The following is a 26,552-nucleotide window of genomic DNA, read 5'->3' on the forward strand; positions in this document are numbered from 1 at the left end:
GCGCGCGTTATGCAGTTGATCGACAACATCTCGGGTGCGATCGAGAAGCAGATCGGGCGCAGGCCCTGGCTGGACCATCTGGTCAGGGCGGGTGGGCGGTTCCAGAGTCAGCGCGGTGATTTCTATGCCGCCGGCATCACGTATTTCACTGTGCTGTCACTGTTTCCGCTGCTGATGGTGGCCTTCTCGGTGGCTGGATTCATTCTGGCCGGACAACCGGATCTGCTGACGGAGTTGCAGGACAAGGTCGTCGAGAAGATTCCCAGCTCCTTCGGCACCCAGATCAACGATCTCATCGACCAGGCGATGAACTCTCGCGGCACGGTCGGCGTCATCGGCCTGCTGGTCGGGCTCTACACCGGACTCGGCTGGATGACGAACCTGCGGGCCGCGCTCACCGAGCAGTGGGCGAGTCAGAGCCCCGAAAAGCCTTGGTGGCTGGCCAAACTGTCGGATCTCGGTGCCTTGATCGGCCTCGGTCTGGCATTTGTGGTCTCGCTCGGTTTGTCGGCGATCTCCGCGAGCGGGCTCGGCAAGCGCGTACTCGAGCTGCTGGGGGCGGATCATCTCCCCGGGGCGGGGCTGGTATTGCGGCTGGTATCGGTGGCGCTCGCCTTGCTCGCGTCGTGGGCGGTGTTCGCGTGGATGATCGCGCGGCTGCCGCGCGAACCGGTGTCGTTGCGCAGCGCGGCCAGGGCGGCGGTACTGGCGGCGGTGGCCTTCGAGATCTTCAAGATCATCGCTGCGATCTACCTGCGGGTGGTGCTGTCCAGCCCGGTGGGGGCGACGTTCGGCTCGATCATCGGCCTGATGGTGTTCAGCTACATGTCCTACCGGATCCTGTTGTTCGCGACGGCGTGGGCGGCGACCTCCGCCGACAACGAGCGTGCCGCCGACATCGCCCCGCCGAACGCGGTGATCATCCGCCCCCGGGCAGTCGACCACGGGATGTCCACCGGTGCAGGCGCGGCCTACTTCGGCGCCGGTGCCGCCGCGACGCTCGCGCTGATGCTGGTCGGCAAGCGCCGGTGATCACCTGGACAGATGATCACCAGGCGCCTATGGATTTTTCTTCTCGGGCGATAGTGACGTGAGGGCCTGGTGATCAATCGTCCATGTCGTGCGGCGCGACGATCGACGGCGTCAGCGCCTGCGCCGGAATGCGCGGCGGGCCAATAGTAGGAGCACGACGACCAGTACGGAGCCGCCGATCACGGTGGCCAGGCGCGCGCCCTCGTGTGCGGACCGCTCCGGCTCGGCCTGGGAACCGTCGGCGCGCGGTGGCGGCGATGCCAGGGGAACGCTGGGTTGTATTGCCTCGCTGCCTGATTCGGGCAGCTTGCCGATCCTGGCATCGGGGTCGAGGGCGAAACCGTAGTCCAGCAGTCGCGCCGCCTGCTCCCATGGCCGGATCGGGCGGACATCGGCTTTGAGCAGGGTGACGACCAGGCGATGTCCGTCGCGTTCGGCGGCGGCGACGAAGGTCTGACGGGCGTCGTCGGTGAAACCGGTCTTGCCGCCGATCGCGCCCTCGTAGTTGTAGAGCAACTGGTTGTCGTTGCCGATCGGAAAGCCGGGATGATCCTTGTCGCCGGGGATCTCGGGGTCGGCGGGGAAGCCGGGGAAGTCGACCTGCTCGGTGTGGATCAGTTCGGCGAACAACGGGATATTCATTGCCTCGCGGAACAGCACCGACAGGTCGTAGGCCGAGGTGCTCATGCCGGGCCCATCGAGGCCGGACGGGGTCGCCGCGCGAGTGTCCAACGCGCGCAACGACTTCGCCACCTCGTTCATCTTCGCCACGGTGGCCTTGTCGCCGCCGAGCTGGGTGGCGATGGCGTGCGCGGCGTCGTTGCCCGAGCACATGATCAGGGCCTGCATGAGCTGGCGGTTGGTGTAGCGCCCGCCGGGGCCGATGCCGACCCGGGTGCCGTCGACGTCGGCGTCGGCCTGTGTCCCGATCACGACCTTGTCCAGATCCAGGCTACGCAGCGCCACGATGGCGAGGGCGACCTTGATGGTGCTGGCGGGGCGGTACCGGCCGTGTGGGTCCTTGGCCGCGAGCACGCGACCGGTGTCGAGGTCGGAGACCATCCATGCCGTGGCCGAGATCTCGGCGGGAACCGGGGGCGCGCCGTCGGGCACGACTACGCCGCAGTCGCCCATCCGCTGACCACCGATCGCGGGGGAGGGGACGGGGAGCTGACCCGGTGTCGGTTCGCCGGGGGCAGGCACCTCGGAGGTGTCGATCGGTGCGGGCGGCTGCGTCTTCTGTGGGCAGTCGTCGGTGTTCGGCGTGGTGAACGGGGGTGTGGTCGTCGTGTTCGGGGCGCCCGGCTCGGGTGCGCTGGTCGGCGGCGCGTCGGTGGCGGGTACGGCGACGGCGGGAGCGCCTGCGAGCGCGGTGACAGTGACGGCAGCGCCGAGAAAGCATGCGGCGCGCAGGCCGACTTCACGAATCCTCATCGCCCCGCAGCTTAGTAGCCGCTGCCGCAGAGTGTTTCCCGGTCTTTCGCGAGTCGCCTCGCCCGGGGCGCCACCCGAGCGAGGCAACTATTGACACCATCTCTCAAATGAGAGTTACTATCAAAAAGTAGACACTCTCATTGTGGAGGAGATATGCGGACGGAAGACACTCGCCGCTGGCTCGCGCTCGGCGCGCTCGCCGTGGCGATGCTCACCATCGGACTCGACGTCACCGTGCTCACCGTCGCCATCCCGACGCTCGCGGTCGATCTGGACGCGAATACCGCTGCGCTGCAATGGTTCAGCAGCGCCTACACACTGGCCCTTGCCGCGCTGATGCTGCCCGCGGGCGCGCTCGGCGACCGGTACGGGCGCAAGAAGGTCTTGCTCGCCGCGCTCATGCTGTTCGGTGCGGCCTCGGGGGCCTGCGCCTTCGCAGCATCCGCCGGGCAGCTGATCGTGGCGCGGGTGGTGCTCGGCATCGCCGCCGCCGCGCTGGTGCCGCTGTCGATGTCGGTGCTGCCGGTGCTGTTCACCGACCCCGCCCAGCGGCAGCGCGCGCTGACGATCTGGGTCACCTCGACCGCCATCGGCCTGCCACTCGGCCCGATCCTCGGCGGCTGGCTGCTGCAGCACTTCTGGTGGGGCTCGGTGTTCCTGATCAATGTGCCACTGGTTGTCATCGGCGCGCTGGCCGTCGCCACCCTGGTGCCGGAATCGCGCAGTGACACCGTCTTTCGCGTCGATCTCCTCGGCGCACTGCTCTCGGCGGCAGGCATGCTCGGGCTGACCTACGGCTTCATCCGGCTCGGCGAACGCGGCTGGGACGACCTGGTCGGCTGGCTCGTCGTCGGGGCCGGGGTGGCGACGCTCGCCGTGTTCGGGTGGTGGCAGCGCCGCACCGAGTATCCGCTGATCGACCTCGCGCTGTTCGCCGCGCCCGGCTTCCGCTGGGGCACCGCGATCTCGCTGCTGGTCAGCTTCGCCATGTTCGGCATGTTCTTCACCGTCCCGCAGTACTTCCAGGCCGTGCTCGGCGTCGACGCGCTCGGCAGCGGGCTGCGACTGCTGCCGTTGATCGGTGGACTCGTCATCGGCAGCAGACTGGTCGACCTGCTGCTGCCCCGCCTCGGCGTGCGGGTGGTGATCACCGCCGGACTGCTCGTGCTCGGGGGCGGCCTCGGACTCGGCGCGTTCACCACGGTCGAGAGCGGTTACGGGCTGACCGCGCTGTGGACGACGGTGCTCGGTGCCGGGATGGGCATGGTTATGCCCGCCGCGGTCGGCCTGGCGATGGGTGAGCTGACCGCCGCCCGTTCGGGCTCGGGTTCGGCTCTGCTGCAAGCACTTCGGCAGGCGGGCGGCACCATCGGTGTCGCTGTGCTCGGCACCGTGCTGTCCACCCGGTACCGGGCCGACCTCGGCGAGCTCGACCGTACGCCGATCTCCGACGGTGTCAACGCGGGCGTCGCCCTGGCGCGGGAGACCGGTGATCCGGCGATGCTGGCCCAGGTCCAGCAGGCCTTCGTCGCGGGCATGGACACCATGCTCGGGCTCTGCGCGGCGCTGTGTCTGGTCGCCGGCCTCGTCACCGCGCTGTGGCTGCGGCAACCGACGCAACCGGTTACCGACACGGATGGGGCAGAATCGATGCATGTCGGTTGAGATGTCGCTGCGCGAGCGCAAGAAGGAGCGGACCCGCCGAACCATCAGAGTCGAGGCGTTCCGGCTGTTCCGGGAACAGGGCTATACCGAGACGACGGTGGAGCAGATCGCGGCGGCGGCCGAGGTATCCCCGAGCACCTTCTTCCGCTACTTCCCGACCAAGGAACAGCTGGTCATCGCCGACGATCAGGACGCGGTGATGATCGAGGAGCTGGCCTCGCTCCCGCGCGGCCTGAATCCGATCACCGCTATCCGCACGGCGACCGTGTCGGTGTTCGGGCGGATGTCGCCCACCGATCTCGCCTTCGAGCAGGAACGGCAGGCGCTGTTGTTCCACGTGCCGGAACTTCGCTCGGCGATCGGTTTGGAATTCCTGCGCAGTATCGAACTCGGCGCCCAGCTGCTGGCCGACTACACAGGCCGGTCCGCCGACGATTTCGATGTTCGGGTGGCCGCGGGCGCGATGATCGGCGCCATGCTCGCCATCGCGCCCGCCACCCCGATAAATGTCACCAACGTCGGTGACGCCCTGGCATTCCTGCAGGCAGGCCTGCCCTTCGATGATCGGTCCTGATCACTGCGGCGTGCCGTGCTGCACCGGGCAGCCGTGCGCCAGCGGGCCGAGCAGCTTGTTGTTGTCGTAGAAGTGCTCCAGCTCGAGGATGCGCAGATCCTCGCTCACCCGCGCGATGGTCACCCCGAACATCTCGATCTGCGCACCGGTGGGCTGGTGGCCCTTGTACTCGCCCTCGAACTTGCCCCAGTGCCGCCACCGCACGCTCACGGTCGGCGGACCCGACAGCACTTCAAGGACCTCCCAGAAGAAGCCGCCGGGGAAGGCGGTGTGGAAGATGTGGTGCGAGGAATCGAAGGTCTCGTTCTCGGCATCGTAGAACGGGTTGTCGCCGATCAGGATGTTGTAGCTGCCGATGCGAGCGAACTCCTCGGCGTCCTGCCACGCACCACCGTTGACCCGGCCGCGGTACTGCTCGGCCACCACCGACAGCCACGTCGCGGGGTCGGCCTTGTGCGAGACCTCCATCTCGAAGACCTTCACCAGATCTTCGACGATCGCCTCGAGCGAGCCCGGCGCGTGCTCGACGCTGCGCTCGCGCGGGATCACCTCGTGGCTCAGTTCATAGTCGGGAACGTTGCCGCGCCATTCCTCCGGCGCCGCGGCGGCGATCACGGCTTCCCGGCCCTGCAGCCACAGGGGCGCCTCCGGTTCCGGGTTCTGCTCGGCCTGCGTATCTGTCACGTCCACAGTCATTTTCGGTCTACCCGACCCTTTCACAAAGCTTGAAGAACGGGTCGAAAGTAACAGTCACGCATCGCTCGCGGGTGTCAGGTCTCAACAAGTGAGAAACACGAAATGTTGAACTGTGTTCTGTAGCAAGGTTTTCGGCAGATAGCTAGGCCGCCGGCTGGGCGGGGTGACCGAGCCTGGCCGGCGTCTCGTCGTCCATGGTCGCGAAGAATTCGCCGAGCACGCCGACGATCTGATCCACCGAATCCGCACAGAACAGCACCGGCTGATAGTGCGTGATGTCGTAGGCGATGGTGCCCATCTCCGCGACATCGAGCGGACGCAGCCGAGCGTGCCGGAATTCGTCGATCTCGCCATAAGACGACAGCAGTCCTGCGCCGTAGCAACGGATTTCATCGTTCTCACGGACCACGCCGAACTCCAGCGAGAACCAGAAGACATCGGCGAGGAATTTCAGCGCGAGGTCGGTCTCCAGCCTGGCCACCGCGGCACCGACCGTCTCGTACAGTGCCGCGAAACGCGGGCTGGCGATCTGATTGGCGTGGCCGATGATCTCGTGGATCGCATCGGGTTCCGGGGTGTAGAGCGGGGCGGAGTGGTGGCGGATGTACTGGGTGGAGTGGAAGGTGCGCTCGGCGAAGGAACCGAAGAACTCACGCAACGGAACCAAGCCGGCGGCGGGCACGTACCGGAAGCCGGTGAGCGGGCTGAGCAGCCGCGATACCTCGTCGAGTTGCGGGATGTGATCGTGCGGAAGGGCGAGGTCGTCGGCTGCTTGCCTGACCTCGCGACAGGCGTAGACCTCGTGTTTGCGGGCCAGCTCCGCCGAGGCGATCCGCCACACCTGCTGTTCGTCGTCGGTGTAGTCGATGTGTGGTGTGGGAGTACCGGGGGAGTAGTCGAGTGCCAGCGCGGCGATGGCGTTACGGCGCGCGCGGTAGTGCTCGTCGTGCACGCCGGGATGGTCATCGCTCAGATGCACTGTCACGTCGCCGTCACGCTCGCGCGTCACCGGCGAGTAGAGCTGGGCCTCGGTGAACATGACTCCAGGCAAGCACCGCATTCCCGTCGCGACAACAACCACGCCGACAACTGCGCAAACTGCACAGTTGCAGGGTGGGTCGCGGTCGGATTCCGGCGGTGAACTGTGTTTTCTGTGTGCTTGCTGACTGATACCGACCGCCGCTGTGCGGACTTGCGAACGCGTGGTTTCGGTAACGACGCGGTGAATTAGCGGACGCGCCGAGCGGGGATCACGCAAGATTGCGTTCGTAAGAAGAGGAGGTTGTGTGCGCACCCTGCGAATAGATCTCGATCAGCGACTGCTGGCCGCTGCCGCCGACATCATGGGCACCGCTGACAGCAATACCACCGTCAATGAGGCGCTGCGCCGCATCGTGGCGCACGAACGTCAGCTACGCAATTTGGAACGGTTGATGGCTGATTCGGTATTCAGCACAGATCCGCCTGCCGACCGGGGCAGTGCCCTTGATCCTGATTCGGTATTCAGCGCAGATCCGTCTACCGGCCAGGGCAGTGCCCTTGATCCTGATTCGGTATTCAGCGCGGAGCCAACCTAGTGGGGTAGGTCAAGGTTCGGGTTGCGTCACCGAAGTGGTGACCGAGGGGTAGCCCGAGTCTGTCGGTACCCCCTGCGATTATCGGAGTCAGTCACCGATCCGCAGGGGGAAACGATGTCGGTTCCGATCGCGAGTTTGCCTGTCGCCCAACGCCCGCGCGAGCGATTGCTCATGCTCGGCCCACACGCGCTCAGCGACGGCGAACTACTGGCACTGCTGCTCGGCCAGGGCACTCGCGGCCGGTCCGCACTGGAAGTCGCAGCCCAATTGATCGGCGATTACGGCGGTTTGGCCGAACTCGCCTCCGCTCGCCCCGAAGAACTGGCCGCCCGCGCCGGCATCGGCCCAGCCAAGGCCGCCACGGTCGTCGCCGCCTTCCACCTCGGCACCCGCTCCCGCATCCCCGCCGATTCGCTACCCCAGCTCAGCACCCCCGAAGCCATCGCAGCCGTGGCGATTCCCCTGTTCGCGGGCGCCCGTGTTGAGCGCCTCCTGGTTCTCATCTGCGACACCCAAAACCGCCTACGCCACCGCGCTTTCGTGGCCGAAGGCGCCATCGACCACGTAGCTGTCCCCGTCCGGGAAATCCTCAACACCATCCTCCGCCACGACGGCCGAGCCTTCGCCGTCGTCCACAACCACCCCTCCGGCGACCCAACCCCGAGCACCGACGACCGCCGAGCCAGCACCCTCCTGCACCAAGCCGCCCGCACGGTAGGCCTGCGCTACCTCGACCACATCGTCGTAGCAGGCGAAACCTGGTCCACCGCACCACCTTTCCCTTGACCGACGGGTGCGACGCGGACGTGCGCTGCTATCAGGCTGGTGGCAACCCAGCCGATCGCGGCTCGTTCTCAGTCGGCGAAACCGGTGGTGCGAGCCAGGTCCGAGAGCATGGCATCGAACATGATCTCCGGGTCGGCCAGTGGGATCGGGTAGTTGCCGAACACCTCGAGGGTGACATGGCCGAACAAGCGGGCCCAGATCTGCACCATCAGGTACGTCACGCCCAGGTCCAGTTTTTCGGCGGGGAACTTCTGGCCCGACTCCGAGAGCATGGCGAGCAGGTCGGTCTGGAAACCGATGAGGTCCTTGCGCAGCGCGGCCGGGATGGTCTCGCCGGGTGGGGTGGCGATCTCGAAGTTCGCCAGGAGCCTGCCCGCGGCGGCGAGGAAGATCCGGCCGAAGGGTTCGTCGAAGCGGCGCATCATCGACCGTTCCGAGGTGGGCGAGGCGAACACCAGGGTGAATTCCCTCGGGTTCGCCAGCGCCCAGTGCCGGAAGCCCCGGCAGATGGCCAGGAACTGCACCGCGCCGTCGTCGGGCAGCGGCTCGATCTCGGTCGAGAGGAACTCGGCGAGATCGGCGCAGAATTCCACCCGCATCCGCTCGATCAAGTCATCGCGCGACGAATAGTGCCGGTACAGCGCGGGCGCCGTGACCCCCAGTTCGCGCGCGATCGCCCGCAGGGTGACCGCGTCGGCGCCCTGCTCGGCCAGCAGGGCCCGCGTGACCCGCCGGATATCGGCATCGGTCACCACCGGCGCGCGGCCACGGACCTTGCCTGTCACCCGGCCACCCCCTCGATCACATGTCGGTTCAAGCGTATTCGACCTCCCAGCGCTTGATGCCGTTGAGCCAGCCGCTGCGCAGCCGCACCGGGTCGGCGACCTGGCGCAGGTTCGGCATCGCGTCGGCAATGGCATTGAACATCAGGTCGATCTCGAGGCGGGCAAGATTCGCGCCGACGCAGTAGTGCGTGCCGGTGCCGCCGAAGCCGACGTGCGGGTTGGGGTCGCGCAGGATGTCGAACCGGAACGGGTCGGCGAAGGCCGTTTCATCGAAATTGGCCGAGCTGTAGAACAATCCGATCCGCTGGCCCTGCTTGATCTGCTGCCCGCCGAGTTCCAGATCGCGCGTCGCGGTGCGCTGGAAGGCGGTCACCGGCGTTGCCCAGCGCACGATCTCGTCGGGTGCGGTGCGCGGGCGCTGCTGTTTGTAGAGCTCCCACTGTTCCGGGTTGTCCACGAAGGCCTTCATGCCGTGGGTGATCGAATTGCGGGTTGTCTCGTTGCCCGCGACCGCGAGCAGGATGACGAAGAACGCGAACTCGTCCGAGCCGAGGTGCTCGCCGTCGACGTCGGCGTTGACCAGCTGGGTGACGATGTCGGAGGCCGGACAGCCGCGACGCTGTTCGGCCATGTTCCAGGCGTAGCCCATCACCTCGGCGGTCGCGGTGTGGTGGTTGCCCTCGAACTCCGGATCGTCGTAGGAGATCATCTGATTGGTCCAGTCGAACAGCTTCCTGCGGTCCTCCTGCGGGATGCCGATCAGCTCGGCGATGGCCTGCAGCGGCAGCTCGCACGCGATCTGCTCGACGAAGTCGCCGCGACCGGACTTCTTGGCCTCCCACACGATCCGTTCGGCTCGCTCGGTGAGCGCGGCCCGCAGGCTCTCCACCGCGCGCGGGGTGAAGCCCTTCGATACGATCCGCCGGATCTTGGTGTGCTGCGGCGGATCCAGGTTCAGCATCAGCATGTTGGCGAGCATGTCGATCTGCTCGCGCGTGGTCTCCTCGTTGAACCGGATGATCGCCGTGTTCTCGTGCGAGGAGAAGTCCTCCGGATTCTTCGAGATCTCCTTGATGTCGGCCAGCTTGGACACCACCCAGTACCCGCCGTCGTCGAACCCGCTGGCGCGGTCGGGCTGCGCGCACCACCAGACCGGCGCGGTCCGCCGCAACTGCGCGAACTCCTCGATCGGCAAGCGGCTGGCGAGCAGGTCGGGATCGGTGAAATCGAACCCCGCGGGAATGTTTGTGCTGGTCACGGCAGTCTCCTTCGATCCGGTGCGCGGATGTCGCACCGTGATGTGGAACACGTTCTCCACGATAAGACCACGTCGACACCGTTTATGAACAGTGTTTAGTAATACCTGTTTACAAACTGGCTGGATCGCTTCGGGACGCGGGGTGCGGGCCTGGGATCTCCCGATTCGCCGACCATCATCGGCCGTGCTGGGCAAGATAGCGGCGTGGACTTGCCGTTTCTGCGTGCGAACCCGCACCTGCTGCCGACGTTTCTCGCTCATCAGCGGCTGCGGACTACGCCTGTCGCGGGTGGGTCGATCAGTGTCGCCGAGCGGATCATGCTCGATGACGGGACCCATCTGTTCCTGAAGACCTGGCCGGGCGGGGTATCCGCCGTCCCGACCGCCGAGCCCGCGCCCGCTCCGCCAGGGCTTTTCGAGGCCGAAGCGGACGGGCTTCAGTGGTTGCGGGCGGCCGGTGGGGTCGCGGTGCCGGAGTTGTATGCCCAGACCGGCGAACTGTTGTTGATGCAGTGGGTCGACCACGCCGAACCGACCGCCGTTGCCGCCGAACGCTTCGGTGCCGGATTGGCCGTCACCCACGATGCGGGCGCCCCCGAATTCGGCGCTGCCACCGAGGGTTTCCTCGCCGGACTACCCCTGGACAACACCCCCGGCGCCGACTGGCCCACCTGGTACCGCGAACGCCGAATCCTGCCGTACCTGAAACTCGCCGTCGACGCGGGCGCCCTCGACCCCGCCGACGCCACCCACATCGAATCAATCCACCTCGAAGGCCCCACTGAACCCCCCGCCCGAATCCACGGCGACCTCTGGCCGGGCAATATCCTCTGGGGCTCAGCCGACACCCCCTGGCTGATCGACCCCGCCGCCCACGGGGGTCACCGCGAAACCGACCTGGCCACGCTCTTCCTCTTCGGCGGTGCGCCCTATTCGGACCGAATCATTGCCGCCTACAACGAAATCCATCCCCTGGCCCCTGACTGGCGCACCCGAATCCCGCTCCATCAGCTCCACCTCTTGCTGGCTCATGCCGTCCTCTTCGGCGGCTCCTACCGAACCGCTGTCCTGGACGCCGCAGCCCACTACCGCTAGTTCCTGTCGCTGGGGAATGACAGTGGCCGCCAACATCTTTCGACGGTGGCGGCCGCCAGTGGATCGGTATTCAGACCGTCGACGGTTCCCGTCCCCGCACGACAGGTAGGACGCGAGGTGCTGAACGGGTAGCCCACACGGCGAACCCGATGTACAGCACCTGCTCCGGGATTCGCTGCCACAGAGGCGATGCGGGCTCTCCCGCGAAGGGGACGTCGTCGATGGCCGCGTAGATGTTGGCGGGCAGTAGCAGGAGGAACAGGGGGACCAGGGCCCAGCCCGCGATCCATCTCGTGCGGGTGAGGATCAGGCCGAGTGCCGCGAGAAGTTCCAGGACGCCGCTGGCCAGGACCATGAAGCCAGGGAACGGGACGAATGGCGGGATCATGGCGACCATGTCGGCGTAGTTGGGCATCACGGTGACGCTCGCGGGCATGAAGTGCGCGGTTCCCGTCATCACCAGCATGACGGCCAGCGCGTGGGCGGCGCTGACCGGCCACGAGGCGAACCGGGTCACGCCGAGCACTCCGAGCGTGCGAAAGACGACGAGCGAGCCGACGAGAGCGATAAGGGTGATCATAGGTACTCCCAGAATGGATACTGACACTATCTACTATGGATAGTAACACTATCCATCCTTTCGCCATTTCCCGCAAGTCCCGACGAACGACAAAGGCCGCCTGCACCTTTCGGTGTAGACGGCCTGTGCCGAGCGGAAAGATCAGCGGGTGAAGAGCAGTGCCCGCTTGACTTCCTGGATCGCCTTGGTGACCTCGATGCCGCGAGGGCATGCGTCGGTGCAGTTGAAGGTGGTGCGGCAGCGCCAGACACCTTCGACGTCGTTGAGGATGTCGAGGCGCTCGCGGGCGCCTTCGTCACGGCTGTCGAAGATGAAGCGGTGGGCGTTGACGATCGCGGCCGGGCCGAAGTAGCTGCCGTCGGTCCAGTAGACGGGGCACGACGTGGTGCAGCAGGCGCACAGGATGCACTTGGTGGTGTCGTCGAAGCGGGCGCGGTCGGCCTGGCTCTGGATCTGTTCGCGGGTGGGCTCGTTACCCGAGGTCATCAGGTAGGGCTTCACGGCGCGGAACGCGTCGAAGAACGGCTCCATGTCGACCACGAGGTCCTTCTCCACGGGCAGGCCGCGGATCGGCTCGACGGTCATGGTGAGGGTCTTGTCGCCCTTGGGCAGCATGTCCTTCATCAGGACCTTGCAGGCCAGCCGGTTCACGCCGTTGATCCGCATGGCATCGGAACCACACACACCGTGGGCGCAGGAGCGCCGGAAGGTGAGGGTGCCGTCCAGGTAGGACTTGATGTAGATGAGCACGTTGAGGAAGCGGTCGGTCGGCAGGACCGGCACCTGGAACGAGTCCCAGTGCGCGCCCTTGTCGTCCTCGGTGCTGAACCGGGCGATCTTGACGGTGACCATGACCGAGCCCTCCGGCACCGGCGCCGGCTTCTGCTTGGCGGTATCGACTACAGCAGTCATCAGTACTTACGCTCCATCGGCTCGTAGCGGGTCTGCACCACCGGCTTGAAGTCGAGGCGGATCTCGGAAATGAGCTCCGGGCCCTCCTTGTACGCCATCGTGTGCCGCATGAAGTTCGTGTCGTCGCGATCCGGGTAGTCCTCGCGGGCGTGGCCGCCACGCGATTCCTTGCGGTTGAGCGCGCCGACGACGGTGACCTCGGCCAGCTCGAGCAGGAAGCCCAGCTCGACGGCCTCGAGCAGGTCGCTGTTGTAGCGCTTGCCCTTGTCCTGCACCGTGATCCGGGTGTAGCGCTCCTTGAGCGTGTGGATGTCGGTGAGGACCTTCTTGAGGGTTTCCTCGGTGCGGAACACGCCCGCGTTGGCATCCATCGTGGCCTGCAGCTCGGTGCGGATGTCGGCCACGCGCTCGTTGCCGTGGTCGGACAGGATCAGCGCGAGCCAATCCATCACCATCTGCGACGGGTTCTCCGGCATCTCGGTGAACTCGGTGCGGTTGGCGTACTCGGCGGCCGCGATGCCGGCGCGACGGCCGAACACGTTGATGTCGAGCAGCGAGTTGGTGCCGAGGCGGTTCGCGCCGTGAACGGAGACGCAGGCGCACTCACCGGCGGCATAGAGGCCGGGAACCACGTCGGTGTTGTTGCGCAGCACCTCGCCACGGATCTTGGTCGGGATACCGCCCATGACGTAGTGGCAAGTCGGCATGACCGGCACCAGCTCGGTCACCGGGTCCACGCCGAGGTAGGTGCGCGCGAACTCGGTGATGTCGGGCAGCTTCTCCTCGAGCACGTCGGCGCCGAGGTGGGTCACGTCGATGTAGACGTAATCCTTGTTCGGGCCGGCACCACGGCCTTCGGCCACCTCGAGCACCATCGAGCGGGCGACGATGTCACGCGGCGCGAGGTCCTTGATGGTGGGGGCGTAGCGCTCCATGAAGCGCTCACCGGAGGCGTTGCGCAGGATGCCACCCTCACCGCGAACAGCCTCGGAGATGAGGATGCCCAGGCCCGCGAGGCCTGTCGGGTGGAACTGGTGGAACTCCATGTCCTCGAGCGGCAGGCCCTTGCGGAACACGATCGCCATGCCGTCACCGGTCAGCGTGTGCGCGTTCGAGGTGGTCTTGTACATCCGGCCCGAGCCGCCGGTGGCGAACACGATCGACTTCGCGTGGAAGATGTGGATGTCGCCGGTGGACAGCTCGTAGGCGACGACGCCGGTGGCGACGGGGCCACGATCGGACTCGGTCATCACCAGGTCGAGCACGTAGAACTCGTTGTAGAACTCGACGTCGTGCTTGACGCAGTTCTGGTAGAGCGTCTGCAGGATCATGTGACCGGTGCGGTCGGCGGCATAACACGCGCGACGCACGGGCGCCTTGCCGTGGTCACGGGTGTGGCCACCGAAACGACGCTGGTCGATCTTGCCCTCGGGCGTGCGGTTGAACGGCAGGCCCATCTTCTCGAGGTCCATGACGGCGTCGATGGCCTCTTTGGCCATGATCTCCGCGGCGTCCTGGTCGACGAGGTAGTCGCCACCCTTGACGGTGTCGAAGGTGTGCCATTCCCAGTTGTCTTCTTCGACGTTGGCCAGCGCGGCGCACATGCCACCCTGGGCCGCGCCGGTGTGGCTGCGGGTCGGGTACAGCTTGGTCAGGACCGCGGTGCGAGCGCGCGGGCCGGCCTCGATCGCCGCGCGCATGCCCGCGCCACCGGCGCCGACGATGACCACGTCGTAGCGATGCTCCTGAATCGGACGGGATTCACTCATGCGAGGTGGCCTGTTCCTAACCTGTGATGTTGGGGTCGAAGGTGAAGATGACGTACGTGCCGACGCTCACGATCACGACCATCGAAACCACGAGGATGACTTTGAGCCAGAACCGGGTGGAGTCCTTGCGCGAGTAGTCGTCGATGATGACGCGCAGACCGTTGCCGCCGTGCAGCTGAGCCAGCCACAGCATGGACAGGTCCCAGAACTGCCAGAACGGGCTGGACCAGCGACCGGCCACGAACGCGAAGTTCAGGCGGTTCACGCCACCGTCGATCATCAACATGATGAACATGTGGCCGAGCACCAGGATGATCAGGAACAGGCCCGAGATGCGCATGAACAGCCACGCGTACTTCTCGAAGTTGCCGTTCGACTTGCCACGCGGCGAGCGGGGAGAGTCGAGGCTGGCCGGGCGATCGTAGGACTTGCCGAGGACAGGTGCAGACATATCAGTGCTCCGTCAGCAGGTAGAAGAACTGGCGGCCGACGCCGGCGGCGGAGACCAGAACCCAGATGGCGAGAACAACCCACAGCATCTGCTTCTGGAATCGCGGACCCTGGGACCAGAAGTCGACCAGAATGACCCGGACGCCGTTGAGGGCGTGGAACAGGACGGCGACGACGAGGCCCATCTCCATCAACGCGACGACGGGGTTCTTGTAGAGCGCGATGGAGTGGTCGTAGGTGTCCGGGTTGACCCGGACCAGTGCCGTGTCCAGCACGTGGACGAAGAGGAAGAAGAACAGCGTGACACCGGTGATCCGGTGCAGCGCCCAGGACCACATGCCGGGGTCGCCGCGGTACAGCGTCTTCCGCTTCGGCTGGGCCGGAGCCGGAGCTTCTATCGTGGTCATAGAGTGCGGTGCCTCCAACGTCGTTGATGGACCCGGTCACAGATCCGACGCCGGCATGCGTGGAGAGGCAAATGCCCAGGTGGCTGCGCTGTATTCTCGAGCGCTGGCCCGCCGCCGGGAACCTGAACCGATCTTTGGTGAACTCTAATCCCCTCTGTTTCGCGGAACTAATTCGGCGTGCCGTGCGTTGCGCGTAAAACAGGCGAGTTAGGTTTACCTTTCCCATTGCCGGATACTGGTGTTGCGGCCCCTGTTTCCCGGTGTTCGGCGGGATCAGCTGGAGGTTTCCGATGCCCGAAATCGACTGGAATACGTTGCATGACATGGCAATTCGCGCTATGGGGTCGGCGTATGCCCCGTACTCGGGTTTCCCGGTCGGCGCCGCTGCTCTCAGCGCGGATGGCCGAATTGTGAGCGGATGCAATGTGGAAAATGTCTCATATGGGCTAACCCTGTGTGCCGAATGTGTACTCGTCGGTAACTTATTCGCTTCCGGTGGCGGGCGTCTCCTCGCCGTCTCCGTGACCGATTCCCGCGGCGAAATCCTGATGCCGTGTGGACGGTGTCGCCAGCTGCTGTTCGAACACGGCGGGGGCGAACTGCTGGTGGATCACGCCGACGGGCCCAAGCCGCTGTCGGCCCTCCTGCCCGACGCCTTCGGACCGGATGATCTGGCCGCCGGCCGGGCTGGCGAAGGCGCGTAACCACTGATTTAGTGGGCACATGGGTAACTCGTCGGGAACGAACGAACGCTCCACCCACTTGCCGCCGGTCGCCACAACTGAGTCTGGCCCGAAGGCGCGGGGAGACGGATTAGAAGCGGTTTCGGTCATTACCGCCAAGCGTGACGGCGCAGAGCTGTCCGATGCTCAGATCGACTGGGTGGTGGATGCGTTCACCCGGGGGATCGTGGCCGACGAGCAGATGTCGGCGTTGGCCATGGCGATCGTCTGGCGGGGGATGACCCGGCGCGAGACCGCGCGGTGGACGGCGGCGATGATCGGGTCGGGCAGCCGAATGGACTTCACCGATCTGCCGCGCCCGACCGTCGACAAGCATTCGACCGGCGGTGTCGGCGACAAGATCACGCTGCCACTGACCCCGCTGGTGGCGGCCTGCGGCGCCGCGGTACCCCAGCTGTCGGGCCGCGGGCTCGGGCACACCGGCGGAACGCTGGACAAACTCGAGTCGATCCCCGGCTGGCAGGCCGACGTGACTGTCTCCCGAATGCGCGAGATCCTGGCCGATCCGGCGATCGGTGCGGTGATCTGCGCCGCGGGTGCCGATCTCGCCCCGGCCGACAAGCGGCTCTACGCGCTGCGGGATGTGACCGGGACGGTCGAGTCGATCCCGTTGATCGCCAGCTCGATCATGAGCAAGAAGATCGCCGAGGGGACGGCGGCGCTGGTGCTGGATGTGAAGGTCGGCTCGGGGGCCTTCCTCAAGACCCTCGACGGTGCTCGCGAACTCGCCACCGCGATGGTCGAACTCGGGCGCGATGCGGGTGTGCAGACAGTCGCCTTGCTGACCGCAATGGATACTCCGCTCGGGCGAACTGCGGGCAACGCGATGGAAGTGGCCGAGTCGGTCGAGGTTCTCGCTGGTGGGGGGCCTGCCGATGTGGTCGAGCTGACGTTGACGCTGGCTCGGGAGATGGTCGCGCAGGCTGGGTTGCATGTCGATCCCGCCGATGTGCTCGCGGACGGGCGGGCCATGGACCACTGGCGCGCGATGATTCAGGCGCAAGGTGGGGATCCGGACGCTGCGTTGCCTGTCGCCCGGCATACCGAGATCGTGCGGGCCGAATCGAGTGGGGTGCTCACTCGGCTCGATGCGATGGGGGTCGGCGTTGCTGCTTGGCGGTTGGGGGCGGGGCGTGCTCGGCAAGGAGAGAAGGTGCAGGCGGGGGCCGGTGTCGAGATGCATGCGAAACCCGGTGATTCGGTGGTGGCCGGGCAGCCGCTGCTCACCCTCCATACCGACACTCCGGCGGCTTTCGCGGGAGCTTTGGCGGCACTCACGGACGCGATAACCATGGAAACCAGCTCCGAGTGGAAACCTGGCGAGCTGATTCTGGGGCGCATCGGCTGACCTGGGTTCGGTAGTTCGGGTGGTTGGGGATGACGGGGGTTCGGTGGTTCGGGTGGTTGGGGATGACGGGGGTTCGGTGGTTCGGGTGGTTGGGGATGACGGGGGTTCGGTGGTTCGGGTGGTTGGGGATGACGGGGGTTCGGTGGTTCGGGTGGTTGGGGATGACGGGGGTTCGGTAGTTCGGGTGGTTGGGGATGACGGGGGTTCGGTAGTTCGGGTGGTTGGGGATGACGGGGGTTCGGTGGTTCGGGTGGTTGGGGATGACGGGGGTTCGGTAGTTCGGGTGGTTGGGGATGACCGGGATTCGGTAGTCCGGGCGGGAAGGGATGACCTGGGTTTGAGTAGTCCCAGGCGGGTTTGACGCTGTGTTTATTGGAGCGCTGGCGCGCTCGAGTCGCGGCCCTGAGGGGCCGCCGGTTAGGCGCCGGTGCTTGCTCCTTCGTCGCCTGCGCACCGGCGCCTAACCGGCGACCCGGCCGCGACCGGCCACTTCGTGGCCGCCGCTCCCTCGGGGTCGCGGGTGCGGGGCCGGGAGTGCGGTCATGGCGGACTTGAGGTTTACGGGTGTGGCTGGGAGTGCGGTAGGCCTGCGGATTGGGAGCAGACGGTGTGGCTGGTCGTGCGGTAGGCCTGCGGGCTTGGGTTAAGACGGTGTGGCTGGTCGTGCGGTGGGCCTGCGGGCTTGGGGTTAGACGGTGTGGCTGGTCGTGCGGTGGGCCTGCGGGCTTGGGGTTAGACGGGGTGGCTGGTCGTGCGGTGGGCCTGCGGGCTTGGGGTTAGACGGTGTGGCTGGTCGTGCGGTGGGCCTGCGGGCTTGGGGTTAGACGGTGTGGCTGGTCGTGCGGTGGGCCTGCGGGCTTGGGGTTAGACGGTGTGGCTGGTCGTGCGGGATCGGGATGTAGACGCTGGTAGTGCGGTATGGCGGGATCTCGGGGTGCGGTGTGGGTTGGGTGTGTGGAATGTGGTGGGTGGCTCGTAATAGTCCTTTGGGGGGCGGTTGATCAACGAGATGGTTGCCACGTGAGGACTTCGCTGCCGGGATCGGCGGGGGGAGCTACCGTCTTTACATGAATGGACCGGCGCCCCTAGACCTTGCTTCGATCCGACGCGCACCGAAGGCTTTGCTGCATGATCATCTCGATGGTGGTCTGCGGCCCTCGACGGTGCTAGAGCTGGCTGCTGATTGCGGCTATGACGAATTACCCGCTTCCGATGCCGCGAGTTTGGGGGCGTGGTTTCGGGACGCTGCCGATAGTGGATCGCTCGAGCGGTATCTGGAGACGTTCGCGCACACCGTCGCGGTGATGCAGACACCCGAAGGGTTGCGTCGGGTGGCGCGGGAGTGTGCGATCGACCTCGCCGCTGACGGGGTGGTGTACGCGGAGGTGCGGTTTGCGCCCGAGCAGCATCTCGAGAAGGGCCTCACGCTCGACGAGGTTGTCGAGCACACACTTGCGGGGTTCCGGGAGGGGGAGGCGATCGCGGCTGAGCAGGGGAATGTCATTCGGGTGACGTGTCTGCTCACCGCTATGCGGCATGCGGCCAGATCGCGGGAGATCGCGGAGTTGACCGTGCGGTTCCGTGACAGCGGTGTGGGCGGGTTCGACATCGCGGGGGCCGAGGTGGGGTTCCCGCCCACCCGGCATCTCGATGCGTTCGAGTATCTGCGAGCCAACCACGCGCACTTCACGATTCACGCGGGTGAGGCGTTCGGCTTGCCGTCGATTCACGAGGCACTCGCGTTCTGCGGCTGTGATCGGCTCGGCCACGGGGTGCGGATCACCGACGACATCAGCGTCCCGGGCGAGATCGAGGACGCGCAGCTCGGCTTGGTCGCGAACTATGTGCGCGACATGCGGGTGCCGCTGGAACTGTGTCCCTCGTCGAATGTGCAGACCGGCGCGGTGCCCTCGCTGGACAAGCATCCGTTCGACCTGCTCGCTCGCCTGCGATTCCGGGTCACCGTCAACACCGACAACCGCCTGATGAGCGACACCTCCATGAGCGAGGAGATGCGCAAGCTGGTCGACACCTTCGGCTACGGCTGGAGCGACCTGGAACGCTTCACCATCAACGCCATGAAGTCGGCCTTCATCCCGTTCCCGGACCGGCTGACGATCATCGACGAAGTGATCAAGCCGGGTTACGCAGTGCTTCTCGGCTAGGCTGTTCCGCCTCGCTTTCCCGCCTCTCCGCGACTTCTGGCCAGACCCTGGCGCGTTACCGGTAGCGACGCGGCTACCGGTAACGCTGGGTCGGGTTCGCCCGTCCCCGATGAGTTACCCATGTTCTCACCGCCGACTGCGGACCACTTATTCGCTGACGAGCCGCGCTTCGAACGCACGCTGCAAGTCGCGGAACTGCTGGGCTTCCGTCGCGTACGGCGGGTTCGGTGCCATCCGGTTCGGATCCGGGTTCAGCAGGTACGAGACGTACCAGCCGAGCGGATTCGACTGGGCGAGAGCCGTTTCCACGCTGTCGTCATCGGCGTAGTCGGCCGCGTCGCTGAACAGTTCGACCGCGAGATCGAGCTGTTCGACGTCGACCGCCTCCGGCCCCTCGGCCAGATCGTCGACCAAACCGGTGAGCACATAGACGTTCTCGTCGGTCACCTCGACCTCGAGCGAACCGTCCACCGCCGCGGTCTGCACCTCGGCGAAGGTCGACACCCGCGCCAGCTCGTGCTCGTGGTCGTCGGCCAGGTAGCGGGCCAGTGCGCGTTCGGAACCGAAGACGGTGATGGTGCTGCCGTTTCCGAGGAAGATCGGCTCGTCGTCGAGGTAGCAGCGCAGGGTGAACTGCTCGCCGTCGGAGGTGACGATCTTGACGGGGTCGATGCCGACCTCGTCCCAGAAGGACTCCTCCTCGTCGTCGTCGGAGGCGGTGAGATCGACGTTCTCGAACTCTTCTTCCTCCTCGGCGACATCGTCGGCGTCGACCTCGTTCTCCTCGGCCGCCAGCAGCTCCGCCTCGGCGACGGCGACCGCGGCCGCGTCGACCTCGGGTGAGCTCACGACGCTGTCGATCGCGTCGAGCACGTCGTCCCAGCCCTTGACGATCGCGGCACCGACCTGGTCCCACAGCTCTTCGCCGTCGCGGCCGACGAAGGTGCTCGCCCCGCTGGCCAGCGCGCCGAGCACCGGGTTGTTGCCGAAGAACTTGGTCACCACGTCGAGTTCGCACACCTCGGCGATATTGCGCACCATCGCCAGGGTGTCTTCGAGCTCGCCGACGACGTCGACGTCCGGGTCGCCCGCGGCCAGCTCCGGCACGGAGACCAGATCGAAGCTGAAATTCTCCTCCGGCTCCAGCTCAGCGGCCGATAGGCCGGCGATGACCGCCCAGGACGGGTGGTCGACGAGGTCGTTGTCGGAGTTGGTGCGGATGAACGCCGCCAGCTCCGCAACGGACTCGAATCCGTAGAGGTCGTCCTCGTGACCGAGGAACGCCTCCCACTCGTCGTCACCGTCGCGCCAGCGCGGTGCCCACAGGGTGACGAGATCGCCATCGGTCAGACCGAGCTCGATCGGGACGATGTCTCCAGAAGCCATGACGCGAAGCCTAGCTAGCTCGAGCGCCGGGCACTATCCGGCCCGGGTGCTAATTGCCCGCCGGGCTGTGCACTCGAACCGGTGAGCGATTCGTTCAGTGTCGCAATGATGTTGGAACGTGCCTCTCCTGCGGTCGCGGTGGCCTGCTTGCAGGCAGCCAGGATGAGCGCGGCGGCCTCGGTGGGCGCCAGCGTGGTGATGGCTTCGTCCAGCGTCAGGCCGACGAGGGCTCCGTCGCTGTTCACCTCGGCGGTGACCAGCCCGTCCTCGGTGGTGAAACGCCCGTTGACCTGCTTCAACCCGTACAGGGCAGCCTCGAGCGCCTCGAGCTTTCCGGTGACGCCCGCGACCAGGGCATCCATTTCCGCACTCACAGTGGCCTCATCCAACTCGTCTGACCGGTGTCGGCATCGTCGATGCGATCGAGCTCGTCGACCGCCTGCCGCCGGGTGGGCAGGTTCATCTTGTCGAGCAGCTCATCGGGAATCTGGGCCTGCTCGCGGTAGACCTCGCGCAGGCGGGCGGCGGCGGCGATGGTCGAGCGCCGGGTCAGGCGCAGGATCTCGTCGGCCAGCGCCTGGGCGCCGAACTGGTATTCGCTGCGTTCGAATTTGAGCGCGATCGGCAGACCCATGCTGGTCGCGCGGACCGAGATCGTGCCAGAGCGGTTACTGCTGACCGCTGACTCCACATTCGGGACCTCGGGGATCGGCGTGCCGGTCATGAGGTAGGCCTGTAGAAGCCGTAGAACTCCATGCCACTGTTCTCCGTTCGGATGGAACTGATCGAAACCGGATCGCCGGCCTCGACGAGCTGCCCGTTGCCGACCACCATGGCGACATGGCCGTCCCACACGGCCAGATCGCCCGGCATCAGGTCACCGGGGGATACCTGGGGATTTCCGATGTGCTGTTCCTGCGCGAGGCGGGGGAGTTCGACTCCGGCCTCGCCGTAGGCGTACTTGGTGAGCCCGCTGCAGTCGATGCCCGATTGTGGGTCGTTGCCGCCCCAGACGTACGGGGTGCCGACGGCGCCGATGGCCGAGCGGACCGCGGTCGCGGCCTCCTCGTTGGGCGCCTCGACCGTGCTGCCGTCGGGCAGGGTGATCTTGACGCCGGTGCCGGACCCGGTTGACGAACCGGCCGATGACCCCGTCGATCCGCCCGTGCCCGCGGAGGTTCCGCCGGTGGTGGTCGACTTCGAGCCGCTGCTGTTGCCGCCACCCATCGCCGTCGACAGTCCGGATCCCATGGCACTGAGCACTGTGCTGCCGGTGCTCGCCGCGGTCGAGAGCAGTCCGGAACTCGACGCCGAGGACACGAGGTTGCTCGCGCCGGACGAGATGCCCGCCAGCGACGTGCTCGATGGTGCGGGGGTGAGTTCCTGGATCGCGGCGGTCTGGGTGCTCATTTCGTCTTGCACCCGGCCGACAACGCCCATGCCCTGACCGATGTGGTCGATCGCGGAGCTCACCACGGCGGTCAGACCGGCGGGGGTGCCGAGGGTGGGGCCGAGCGCGGACACCTGGGACAGGAACGAGTTGACGATCCCGTCGAGTTCCTTCTGCCCGGTCTCCACATAGGCGGCGGCCTGGTCGACGACGGTCGCCATCTCGGTGCCGGTGTCGGACAGGGTGGCCGAGGAGGTCTGTACGCGCAGCGCCTTGGCGGTGGCCGCGTCGACGGCCTGACCGTCCCACGCGGTGTTCACGTTGTTGATGCTGGTGCGACCCTGCTGATAGATCTGGTCGAGGTTGGTCGAGGTCGAGCGCAAGCCGTCGGACGCGCCGCCGGTGCCGAGCACGCCGGTGCCGAAGCTCGACAGCAGATCGAGGAGGGGCTGCGCCAGCCCGCTGAGGTCGATCATGCGCCGGTACCGAGATCGCCCGCGGCCGCGGTGAGCGGGGCCGCGTTGTTCAGGTCGGTCTCGACCAGGGTGGTCGCGGCGCTGGCGGTGGCCAGCCCCATGCTCCCCATGACCGCCGACAGCTGGGCGATCGACGCCACGTGACCGGCATGGGCGGCGGAGTAGGCGGCGGTGAAATCGCCGCCGATGAGACCCATGATGGGGCCGAGCAGGGTGGGGTCGGAGGCGACCGAACCAGCTGCCGCCGTGGCCAGTTCTGTCGCCATCACCTCGGCAGCCGCGCTGTACGCGACGATGCCCTCGGCATCGGCCGACATCTTTCTCGTCATCGAACTTCCCCCAATCCTCGAGTTCCCGGGCAGAGTACGTCACTCATTATCTTGGACGCACCGACTCCGCGTTCGGTTCCCTCGACTGCGAAATATTTCCCCAGCGGTCGTAGGCGCGAAGCGCCAAGCGACCCTATCGTCTTTTCATGCGCACCGACACCGTCGACCATCCGCTCGCCGCGACCCTGCTCAGCACGATGCGGGACGCTCGTACCGACAACGCCACCTTCCGCAATGCTCTGGCCGATCTCACCGGCATCCTCATGTACGAGGCGCTGCGCGACGCGCCGGTGGTGCGCGAGCCGATCGACACGCCGGTCGCGGTCACCGAAGGTGTCCGATTGGCGGCGCCTCCGCTGCTGGTTCCGGTGCTTCGGGCCGGGCTCGGCATGGTCTATGCCGCAGCCGAACTCGTGCCGCAAGCCCGCGTCGGTTTCGTCGGCATCGCCCGCGACGAGCAGACCCACGAGCCGGTGCCGTATCTCGAATCCCTGCCCGCCGACCTCACCGGCCTGCCGGTATTCGTCCTCGACCCGATGCTGGCCACCGGCGGTTCGATGCGCCACACCATCGAACTCCTCGTGGCCCGCGGTGCCACCGACATCACCGCCATCTGCGTCGTCTCGGCCCCGGAAGGGGTTGCCGCCCTGGCAGGCTCGGGCCTGCCGGTCCGCCTGATCACCGCCGCCATCGACGACCGCCTCAACGAGAACGCCTACATCGTCCCAGGGCTCGGCGACGCGGGCGACCGCCAGTTCGGCCCACGCTGAATCACCCTCCCGCCAGCCGGTTTTCGTGAGATCCTACGGATATGGGGAGTGGGGTTACCGGGCACGAGAAGTCGTTCGAGCTGGTTTACAGCGATGTGGCGGCCTGGGTAGACGGCTATTTCGTCCCAGTGTTCGGTGACGCGTTGGGGTATCAGCCGGGCGATCAGCTCAACTGGTGTCCGGAGTGGTGGCGGCACCCGAGCGCGGCCATCCGGCTGGACGCGCTGTGGTGGGTGTGGGAACGCCACCGGCTCGAAGGCGGGCTCGGCATCAGTCTCTGGTTTCTGGACCATGCCGATCCTCATTTGCGGGCGCTGACCGAGGAGAACGGACCTTTCCGTCGATGTTCGATCGAGGGTGGACACCGGGAGACGTGGCCGCTGCCCACGGCGGGGCTTGCGGCGCACGACATATTCGGCCCTCCGAGCAGCAAGCCGGGTCCAGGCCTCGACGACGCGGGTGACCCCACGTTGGGCCCACGCTGACTCAGCGCGGCCGGGCCAACGGTGGACGACTATTCCTTGCCTCCTGCCAGCGACCGGCAGAATGTGGCGAGCTCGAAGAGTCGCTGGGCGGCAAGCTGTCTCGCGTTGTTCAGGTCGTCGGGTTCGGATACCTGGGCGAATACCTCCAGGTAGCACTTGAGTTTGGGTTCGGTGCCAGAGGGGCGGACGACGATGCGGAAGTCGTCGGCGTCGAAGATCAGCGCGTCGGTGCGTAGCCGGCCGCGGACCTGCGCCTGGTCGGTGAATTTCACCGGGGTACCCGCGATTTCGCTGGGCGGGTCCGCGCGAAGGGCGGCGACCAGCACGCTCGCGGCGGCTTGATCGGGCAGGCGCAGTGAGACCTGATCTCCCGCGTGTAGACCGAATTCCACTGCGTAGGAGTCGAGTTCGTCTTGTAGCGTCGCGCCCTGAGCCTTGAGCAGGGCTACGAGATCCGCGGCGGCGACAGCGGCCGAGATGCCGTCCTTGTCGCGGACCTTCGTGGGGTCGACGCAGTGCCCGATGGCCTCCTCGTAGGCGTATACGAGTCCATCGCCCGCCCTGGCCAGCCATTTGAAGCCAGTGAGGGTCTCGGCGTAGCGCGCCGTTCGCGCGGCGGCCAGCTTCGACAGCAGACGCGAGGACACGATGGTCGTGGCGACCAGCGGATCGGTGGGACGCGTCCGCAGCACGTAATCGGCCAGCAGCACACCGGTTTCGTCGCCACGCACCATGTGCCAGCCACCAGGACCAGGCAGGCCGAGTGCGCAGCGATCGGCATCGGGATCGAGCGCGATCGCTACATCGGCGTCGATCCGCTCGGCCAGCGCGAGCAGTAGATCGGCAGCGCCGGGCTCTTCTGGATTGGGAAAGGCGACGGTGGGGAAGTCGGGGTCGGGGGCGAACTGTTCATCGACCACGTGCACGTCGGTGAACCCCGCCGCGGCCAGCGCGCGCACCGCGAGCGCACCGCCGACACCGTGCAGCGCGGTGAGCGCGATCCGCACATCCGCTCGTGCTCCTGGCCCGCCGAGCAGGCCGGGCAATTGCGCGACCCGTGCGAGATACCGATCGACCAGGTCGGCGCCGGACATCGAAACAGCTTCCCGCGCAATCGGTTCGACTACCGCTTCGATGGCCTTCTCGATCTCGCTGTCGGCGGGCGCGATCAGCTGCGACCCACCGTCGAGATACACCTTGTACCCGTTGTCGGCGGGCGGGTTGTGCGAGGCGGTGATCTGCACGCCTGCCACCGCACCCAGCTCACGCACCGCGAACGCCACCACCGGAGTCGGCACCGGATCGGGCAGCACCGTCACCGGAAACCCTGCGGCGGCGAAGATCTCCGCCGTCGCGGTGGCGAACTCGGCAGAACCATGCCGCGCATCGCGCCCGACCACAACCGCCCCGCCGCCGAGGCACCGCTCACGCAACCAGTCGGCCAGCCCGGCCGTGGTCCGCGACACCGTTGTCACGTTCATGCCGTCGGGGCCTTCGCGCAACGGTCCACGCAGGCCCGCGGTCCCGAAGCGCAGCATCTACACGCGCTCCAGAATGCCGCGCAGCAGCTTGCCGAGCCGCGGCGCCGCGGCCTGCCCCTCGGCCAGCACCTCGGCGTGCGAAAGATGTTCCCCGGTAACGCCCGCGGCCATATTGGTGACCAGCGAGATGCCGAGCACCTTCGCGCCGAGCGAGCGCGCCTCGATCGCCTCTAGCACCGTCGACATGCCGACCAGATCGGCGCCGATGGTCGCGAGCATGCGGATCTCGGCAGGCGTCTCGTACTGCGGTCCGGTGAGCCCGGCGTACACACCCTCGGTCAGGCGCGGGTCGATTTCCCTTGTCAGCGAACGCAATTCGGGATCCCAGGCATCGACCAGGTCGACGAACCGCGCGCCTACCAGTGGGGTGCGCGCGGTGAGGTTGATGTGGTCGGCGATCAGCACCGGCTCACCCACCTGCAGCCCGGCCCTGAGTCCGCCCGCGGCATTGGTGAGCAGCACGATCTCGGCGCCCGCCGCGATCGCCGCGGTTACCGGATGCACCACCTGCTGGGGTGTGTAGCCCTCGTACAGGTGCTGACGACCCATCAGCAGCAGCACATTGTTGTCGTTCACAGTGACCGAATGCACCATGCCGCCGTGACCCTGCGCGCTGGGTTTACCGAAGCCGGGTAGCTCCGTCATGGGGATCGAGGCATGCGGCGCGCCGATCTCGGCTGCTGCCTCCTGCCACCCCGATCCCAGCACCACGGCCACGCGATGACGCGGCACTCCCGTACGTTCGGCAATCGCCGCAGCGGCCTGTTCGGCAGTCATGAGCTGAGTTTATTGGAGCGCTGGCGCGCTCGAGGTTCGCGGCCCCGCCGGTCCCGACGATCAGGCACCGTTGCTTGCTCCTTCGTCGCCTACGCAACGGCACCTGATCGTCGGGACTCCCC

Annotated in this window: 28 protein-coding genes; 11 read left to right on the plus strand and 17 right to left on the minus strand. The window is 66.6% G+C overall.

Annotated elements, in window-relative coordinates; translation table 11 throughout:
• Positions 1-9 precede the first annotated feature (9 nt).
• Positions 10-1,032 carry an inner membrane protein YhjD gene (gene yhjD / locus ACTWPB_RS04925; protein WP_446224511.1) on the plus strand — a complete coding sequence of 341 codons (1,023 nt, stop codon included), beginning with the start codon at positions 10-12 and terminating at the stop codon, positions 1,030-1,032.
• Between the two features lie 111 nt (positions 1,033-1,143).
• Here yhjD and ACTWPB_RS04930 read toward each other — a convergent pair whose 3' ends face one another.
• A complete protein-coding gene (locus ACTWPB_RS04930; RefSeq protein WP_446224512.1) occupies positions 1,144-2,466 on the minus strand; it encodes a D-alanyl-D-alanine carboxypeptidase family protein in 1,323 nt (440 codons plus the stop codon).
• Positions 2,467-2,619: 153 nt separating this feature from the next.
• On the opposite strand from ACTWPB_RS04930, the gene ACTWPB_RS04935 reads away from it, so the two are divergent.
• Complete coding sequence (locus ACTWPB_RS04935) at positions 2,620-4,131, plus strand: MFS transporter (RefSeq protein ID WP_446224513.1); 1,512 nt, start codon at positions 2,620-2,622, stop codon at positions 4,129-4,131.
• Entirely contained in the window at positions 4,121-4,705 is a 585-nt protein-coding gene (locus ACTWPB_RS04940; protein WP_446224514.1) for a TetR family transcriptional regulator, read from the plus strand. The genes ACTWPB_RS04935 and ACTWPB_RS04940 overlap by 11 nt, the downstream gene beginning before the upstream one ends.
• Here ACTWPB_RS04940 and ACTWPB_RS04945 read toward each other — a convergent pair whose 3' ends face one another.
• On the minus strand, positions 4,706-5,389 hold the full coding sequence (locus tag ACTWPB_RS04945; protein WP_446224515.1) for an ester cyclase: 684 nt from the start codon (positions 5,387-5,389) through the stop codon (positions 4,706-4,708).
• A 154-nt stretch (positions 5,390-5,543) separates the two neighbouring features.
• Positions 5,544-6,440: a phenylalanine 4-monooxygenase gene (locus ACTWPB_RS04950; protein ID WP_446224516.1), complete on the minus strand. Its 897-nt coding sequence runs from the start codon at positions 6,438-6,440 to the stop codon at positions 5,544-5,546.
• Between the two features lie 247 nt (positions 6,441-6,687).
• On the opposite strand from ACTWPB_RS04950, the gene ACTWPB_RS04955 reads away from it, so the two are divergent.
• Together ACTWPB_RS04955 and ACTWPB_RS04960 are read left to right on the plus strand one after the other, a co-directional pair.
• Positions 6,688-6,978 carry a type II toxin-antitoxin system VapB family antitoxin gene (locus ACTWPB_RS04955; RefSeq protein ID WP_446224517.1) on the plus strand — a complete coding sequence of 97 codons (291 nt, stop codon included), beginning with the start codon at positions 6,688-6,690 and terminating at the stop codon, positions 6,976-6,978.
• Between the two features lie 114 nt (positions 6,979-7,092).
• Positions 7,093-7,764: a JAB domain-containing protein gene (locus ACTWPB_RS04960; protein WP_446224518.1), complete on the plus strand. Its 672-nt coding sequence runs from the start codon at positions 7,093-7,095 to the stop codon at positions 7,762-7,764.
• Between the two features lie 68 nt (positions 7,765-7,832).
• Here ACTWPB_RS04960 and ACTWPB_RS04965 read toward each other — a convergent pair whose 3' ends face one another.
• A complete protein-coding gene (locus ACTWPB_RS04965) occupies positions 7,833-8,549 on the minus strand; it encodes a TetR/AcrR family transcriptional regulator (protein WP_446224519.1) in 717 nt (238 codons plus the stop codon).
• Between the two features lie 28 nt (positions 8,550-8,577).
• Positions 8,578-9,807, minus strand: a complete 1,230-nt coding sequence (locus tag ACTWPB_RS04970) for a cytochrome P450 (RefSeq protein ID WP_446224520.1) — start codon at positions 9,805-9,807, stop codon at positions 8,578-8,580.
• Between the two features lie 204 nt (positions 9,808-10,011).
• Here ACTWPB_RS04970 and ACTWPB_RS04975 point away from each other — a divergent pair, with 204 nt between their 5' ends.
• On the plus strand, positions 10,012-10,902 hold the full coding sequence (locus tag ACTWPB_RS04975) for a fructosamine kinase family protein (RefSeq protein WP_446224521.1): 891 nt from the start codon (positions 10,012-10,014) through the stop codon (positions 10,900-10,902).
• Positions 10,903-10,972: 70 nt separating this feature from the next.
• On the opposite strand, the gene ACTWPB_RS04980 is transcribed toward ACTWPB_RS04975, so the two are convergent.
• The 5 genes from ACTWPB_RS04980 to sdhC all read right to left on the minus strand — a co-directional run bounded on the left by ACTWPB_RS04980 (position 10,973) and on the right by sdhC (position 15,020).
• The gene (locus tag ACTWPB_RS04980) at positions 10,973-11,482 is read right to left on the minus strand and encodes a DoxX family protein (RefSeq protein WP_446224522.1); all 510 of its coding nucleotides are present in this window, start codon (positions 11,480-11,482) and stop codon (positions 10,973-10,975) included.
• Between the two features lie 141 nt (positions 11,483-11,623).
• Entirely contained in the window at positions 11,624-12,394 is a 771-nt protein-coding gene (locus tag ACTWPB_RS04985; RefSeq protein ID WP_446224523.1) for a succinate dehydrogenase iron-sulfur subunit, read from the minus strand.
• Positions 12,394-14,163, minus strand: coding sequence for a succinate dehydrogenase flavoprotein subunit (gene sdhA / locus ACTWPB_RS04990; RefSeq protein ID WP_446224524.1), 1,770 nt, complete (start codon positions 14,161-14,163; stop codon positions 12,394-12,396). The genes ACTWPB_RS04985 and sdhA overlap by 1 nt, the downstream gene beginning before the upstream one ends.
• 16 nt (positions 14,164-14,179) lie before the next feature.
• Positions 14,180-14,614: a succinate dehydrogenase hydrophobic membrane anchor subunit gene (locus tag ACTWPB_RS04995; protein WP_446224525.1), complete on the minus strand. Its 435-nt coding sequence runs from the start codon at positions 14,612-14,614 to the stop codon at positions 14,180-14,182.
• Position 14,615: 1 nt separating this feature from the next.
• Positions 14,616-15,020, minus strand: coding sequence for a succinate dehydrogenase, cytochrome b556 subunit (sdhC, locus tag ACTWPB_RS05000; RefSeq protein ID WP_446224526.1), 405 nt, complete (start codon positions 15,018-15,020; stop codon positions 14,616-14,618).
• Positions 15,021-15,310: 290 nt separating this feature from the next.
• Here sdhC and ACTWPB_RS05005 point away from each other — a divergent pair, with 290 nt between their 5' ends.
• From ACTWPB_RS05005 to ACTWPB_RS05015, 3 genes are all read left to right on the plus strand, one after another.
• Positions 15,311-15,724: a cytidine deaminase gene (locus tag ACTWPB_RS05005; protein WP_446224527.1), complete on the plus strand. Its 414-nt coding sequence runs from the start codon at positions 15,311-15,313 to the stop codon at positions 15,722-15,724.
• Between the two features lie 19 nt (positions 15,725-15,743).
• The gene (locus ACTWPB_RS05010) at positions 15,744-17,111 is read left to right on the plus strand and encodes a thymidine phosphorylase (RefSeq protein ID WP_446224528.1); all 1,368 of its coding nucleotides are present in this window, start codon (positions 15,744-15,746) and stop codon (positions 17,109-17,111) included.
• A 1,067-nt stretch (positions 17,112-18,178) separates the two neighbouring features.
• The gene (locus ACTWPB_RS05015) at positions 18,179-19,276 is read left to right on the plus strand and encodes an adenosine deaminase (RefSeq protein WP_446224529.1); all 1,098 of its coding nucleotides are present in this window, start codon (positions 18,179-18,181) and stop codon (positions 19,274-19,276) included.
• A 147-nt stretch (positions 19,277-19,423) separates the two neighbouring features.
• On the opposite strand, the gene ACTWPB_RS05020 is transcribed toward ACTWPB_RS05015, so the two are convergent.
• The 5 genes from ACTWPB_RS05020 to ACTWPB_RS05040 are packed head-to-tail and all read right to left on the minus strand — an operon-like array spanning position 19,424 to position 22,857.
• A complete protein-coding gene (locus ACTWPB_RS05020; RefSeq protein ID WP_446224530.1) occupies positions 19,424-20,662 on the minus strand; it encodes a primosomal protein in 1,239 nt (412 codons plus the stop codon).
• Positions 20,663-20,676: 14 nt separating this feature from the next.
• Positions 20,677-21,036: a YbaB/EbfC family nucleoid-associated protein gene (locus tag ACTWPB_RS05025; protein WP_446224531.1), complete on the minus strand. Its 360-nt coding sequence runs from the start codon at positions 21,034-21,036 to the stop codon at positions 20,677-20,679.
• A complete protein-coding gene (locus tag ACTWPB_RS05030) occupies positions 21,033-21,386 on the minus strand; it encodes a hypothetical protein (protein ID WP_446224532.1) in 354 nt (117 codons plus the stop codon). Before ACTWPB_RS05030 ends, ACTWPB_RS05025 begins: the two co-directional genes overlap by 4 nt.
• The gene (locus ACTWPB_RS05035; protein WP_446224533.1) at positions 21,383-22,528 is read right to left on the minus strand and encodes an NlpC/P60 family protein; all 1,146 of its coding nucleotides are present in this window, start codon (positions 22,526-22,528) and stop codon (positions 21,383-21,385) included. Before ACTWPB_RS05035 ends, ACTWPB_RS05030 begins: the two co-directional genes overlap by 4 nt.
• Positions 22,525-22,857, minus strand: coding sequence for a hypothetical protein (locus tag ACTWPB_RS05040; protein ID WP_446224534.1), 333 nt, complete (start codon positions 22,855-22,857; stop codon positions 22,525-22,527). Before ACTWPB_RS05040 ends, ACTWPB_RS05035 begins: the two co-directional genes overlap by 4 nt.
• Before the next feature lie 146 nt (positions 22,858-23,003).
• Between ACTWPB_RS05040 and upp the strand changes: the two genes are divergently transcribed.
• Both upp and ACTWPB_RS05050 read left to right on the plus strand, forming a co-directional pair.
• Positions 23,004-23,627, plus strand: coding sequence for a uracil phosphoribosyltransferase (gene upp, locus ACTWPB_RS05045; protein WP_446224535.1), 624 nt, complete (start codon positions 23,004-23,006; stop codon positions 23,625-23,627).
• Between the two features lie 41 nt (positions 23,628-23,668).
• Positions 23,669-24,112, plus strand: coding sequence for a DUF4913 domain-containing protein (locus ACTWPB_RS05050; RefSeq protein ID WP_446224536.1), 444 nt, complete (start codon positions 23,669-23,671; stop codon positions 24,110-24,112).
• A gap of 29 nt (positions 24,113-24,141) precedes the next feature.
• Here the strand turns inward: ACTWPB_RS05050 and ACTWPB_RS05055 are convergent, their stop codons facing one another.
• Together ACTWPB_RS05055 and ACTWPB_RS05060 are read right to left on the minus strand one after the other, a co-directional pair.
• The gene (locus ACTWPB_RS05055; protein WP_446224537.1) at positions 24,142-25,650 is read right to left on the minus strand and encodes a phospho-sugar mutase; all 1,509 of its coding nucleotides are present in this window, start codon (positions 25,648-25,650) and stop codon (positions 24,142-24,144) included.
• Positions 25,651-26,430: a purine-nucleoside phosphorylase gene (locus ACTWPB_RS05060; protein WP_446224538.1), complete on the minus strand. Its 780-nt coding sequence runs from the start codon at positions 26,428-26,430 to the stop codon at positions 25,651-25,653.
• Between the last annotated feature and the right edge of the window lie 122 nt (positions 26,431-26,552).

The sequence above is a fragment of the Nocardia sp. IBHARD005 genome, from assembly GCF_052814245.1.

What these genes read in the sequence shown, in the direction of transcription:
- yhjD (WP_446224511.1), top strand. Translation starts at nt 10, where the DNA reads ATGCAGTTGATCGACAACATCTCGGGTGCGATCGAGAAGCAGATCGGG.
- ACTWPB_RS04930 (WP_446224512.1), bottom strand. Translation starts at nt 2,466, where the DNA reads ATGAGGATTCGTGAAGTCGGCCTGCGCGCCGCATGCTTTCTCGGCGCT.
- ACTWPB_RS04935 (WP_446224513.1), top strand. Translation starts at nt 2,620, where the DNA reads ATGCGGACGGAAGACACTCGCCGCTGGCTCGCGCTCGGCGCGCTCGCC.
- ACTWPB_RS04940 (WP_446224514.1), top strand. Translation starts at nt 4,121, where the DNA reads ATGTCGGTTGAGATGTCGCTGCGCGAGCGCAAGAAGGAGCGGACCCGC.
- ACTWPB_RS04950 (WP_446224516.1), bottom strand. Translation starts at nt 6,440, where the DNA reads ATGTTCACCGAGGCCCAGCTCTACTCGCCGGTGACGCGCGAGCGTGAC.
- ACTWPB_RS04960 (WP_446224518.1), top strand. Translation starts at nt 7,093, where the DNA reads ATGTCGGTTCCGATCGCGAGTTTGCCTGTCGCCCAACGCCCGCGCGAG.
- ACTWPB_RS04980 (WP_446224522.1), bottom strand. Translation starts at nt 11,482, where the DNA reads ATGATCACCCTTATCGCTCTCGTCGGCTCGCTCGTCGTCTTTCGCACG.
- ACTWPB_RS04985 (WP_446224523.1), bottom strand. Translation starts at nt 12,394, where the DNA reads ATGACTGCTGTAGTCGATACCGCCAAGCAGAAGCCGGCGCCGGTGCCG.
- sdhA (WP_446224524.1), bottom strand. Translation starts at nt 14,163, where the DNA reads ATGAGTGAATCCCGTCCGATTCAGGAGCATCGCTACGACGTGGTCATC.
- ACTWPB_RS04995 (WP_446224525.1), bottom strand. Translation starts at nt 14,614, where the DNA reads ATGTCTGCACCTGTCCTCGGCAAGTCCTACGATCGCCCGGCCAGCCTC.
- sdhC (WP_446224526.1), bottom strand. Translation starts at nt 15,020, where the DNA reads ATGACCACGATAGAAGCTCCGGCTCCGGCCCAGCCGAAGCGGAAGACG.
- ACTWPB_RS05005 (WP_446224527.1), top strand. Translation starts at nt 15,311, where the DNA reads ATGCCCGAAATCGACTGGAATACGTTGCATGACATGGCAATTCGCGCT.
- ACTWPB_RS05010 (WP_446224528.1), top strand. Translation starts at nt 15,744, where the DNA reads ATGGGTAACTCGTCGGGAACGAACGAACGCTCCACCCACTTGCCGCCG.
- ACTWPB_RS05015 (WP_446224529.1), top strand. Translation starts at nt 18,179, where the DNA reads ATGAATGGACCGGCGCCCCTAGACCTTGCTTCGATCCGACGCGCACCG.
- ACTWPB_RS05020 (WP_446224530.1), bottom strand. Translation starts at nt 20,662, where the DNA reads ATGGCTTCTGGAGACATCGTCCCGATCGAGCTCGGTCTGACCGATGGC.
- ACTWPB_RS05030 (WP_446224532.1), bottom strand. Translation starts at nt 21,386, where the DNA reads ATGACCGGCACGCCGATCCCCGAGGTCCCGAATGTGGAGTCAGCGGTC.
- ACTWPB_RS05035 (WP_446224533.1), bottom strand. Translation starts at nt 22,528, where the DNA reads ATGATCGACCTCAGCGGGCTGGCGCAGCCCCTCCTCGATCTGCTGTCG.
- ACTWPB_RS05040 (WP_446224534.1), bottom strand. Translation starts at nt 22,857, where the DNA reads ATGACGAGAAAGATGTCGGCCGATGCCGAGGGCATCGTCGCGTACAGC.
- upp (WP_446224535.1), top strand. Translation starts at nt 23,004, where the DNA reads ATGCGCACCGACACCGTCGACCATCCGCTCGCCGCGACCCTGCTCAGC.
- ACTWPB_RS05050 (WP_446224536.1), top strand. Translation starts at nt 23,669, where the DNA reads ATGGGGAGTGGGGTTACCGGGCACGAGAAGTCGTTCGAGCTGGTTTAC.
- ACTWPB_RS05055 (WP_446224537.1), bottom strand. Translation starts at nt 25,650, where the DNA reads ATGCTGCGCTTCGGGACCGCGGGCCTGCGTGGACCGTTGCGCGAAGGC.
- ACTWPB_RS05060 (WP_446224538.1), bottom strand. Translation starts at nt 26,430, where the DNA reads ATGACTGCCGAACAGGCCGCTGCGGCGATTGCCGAACGTACGGGAGTG.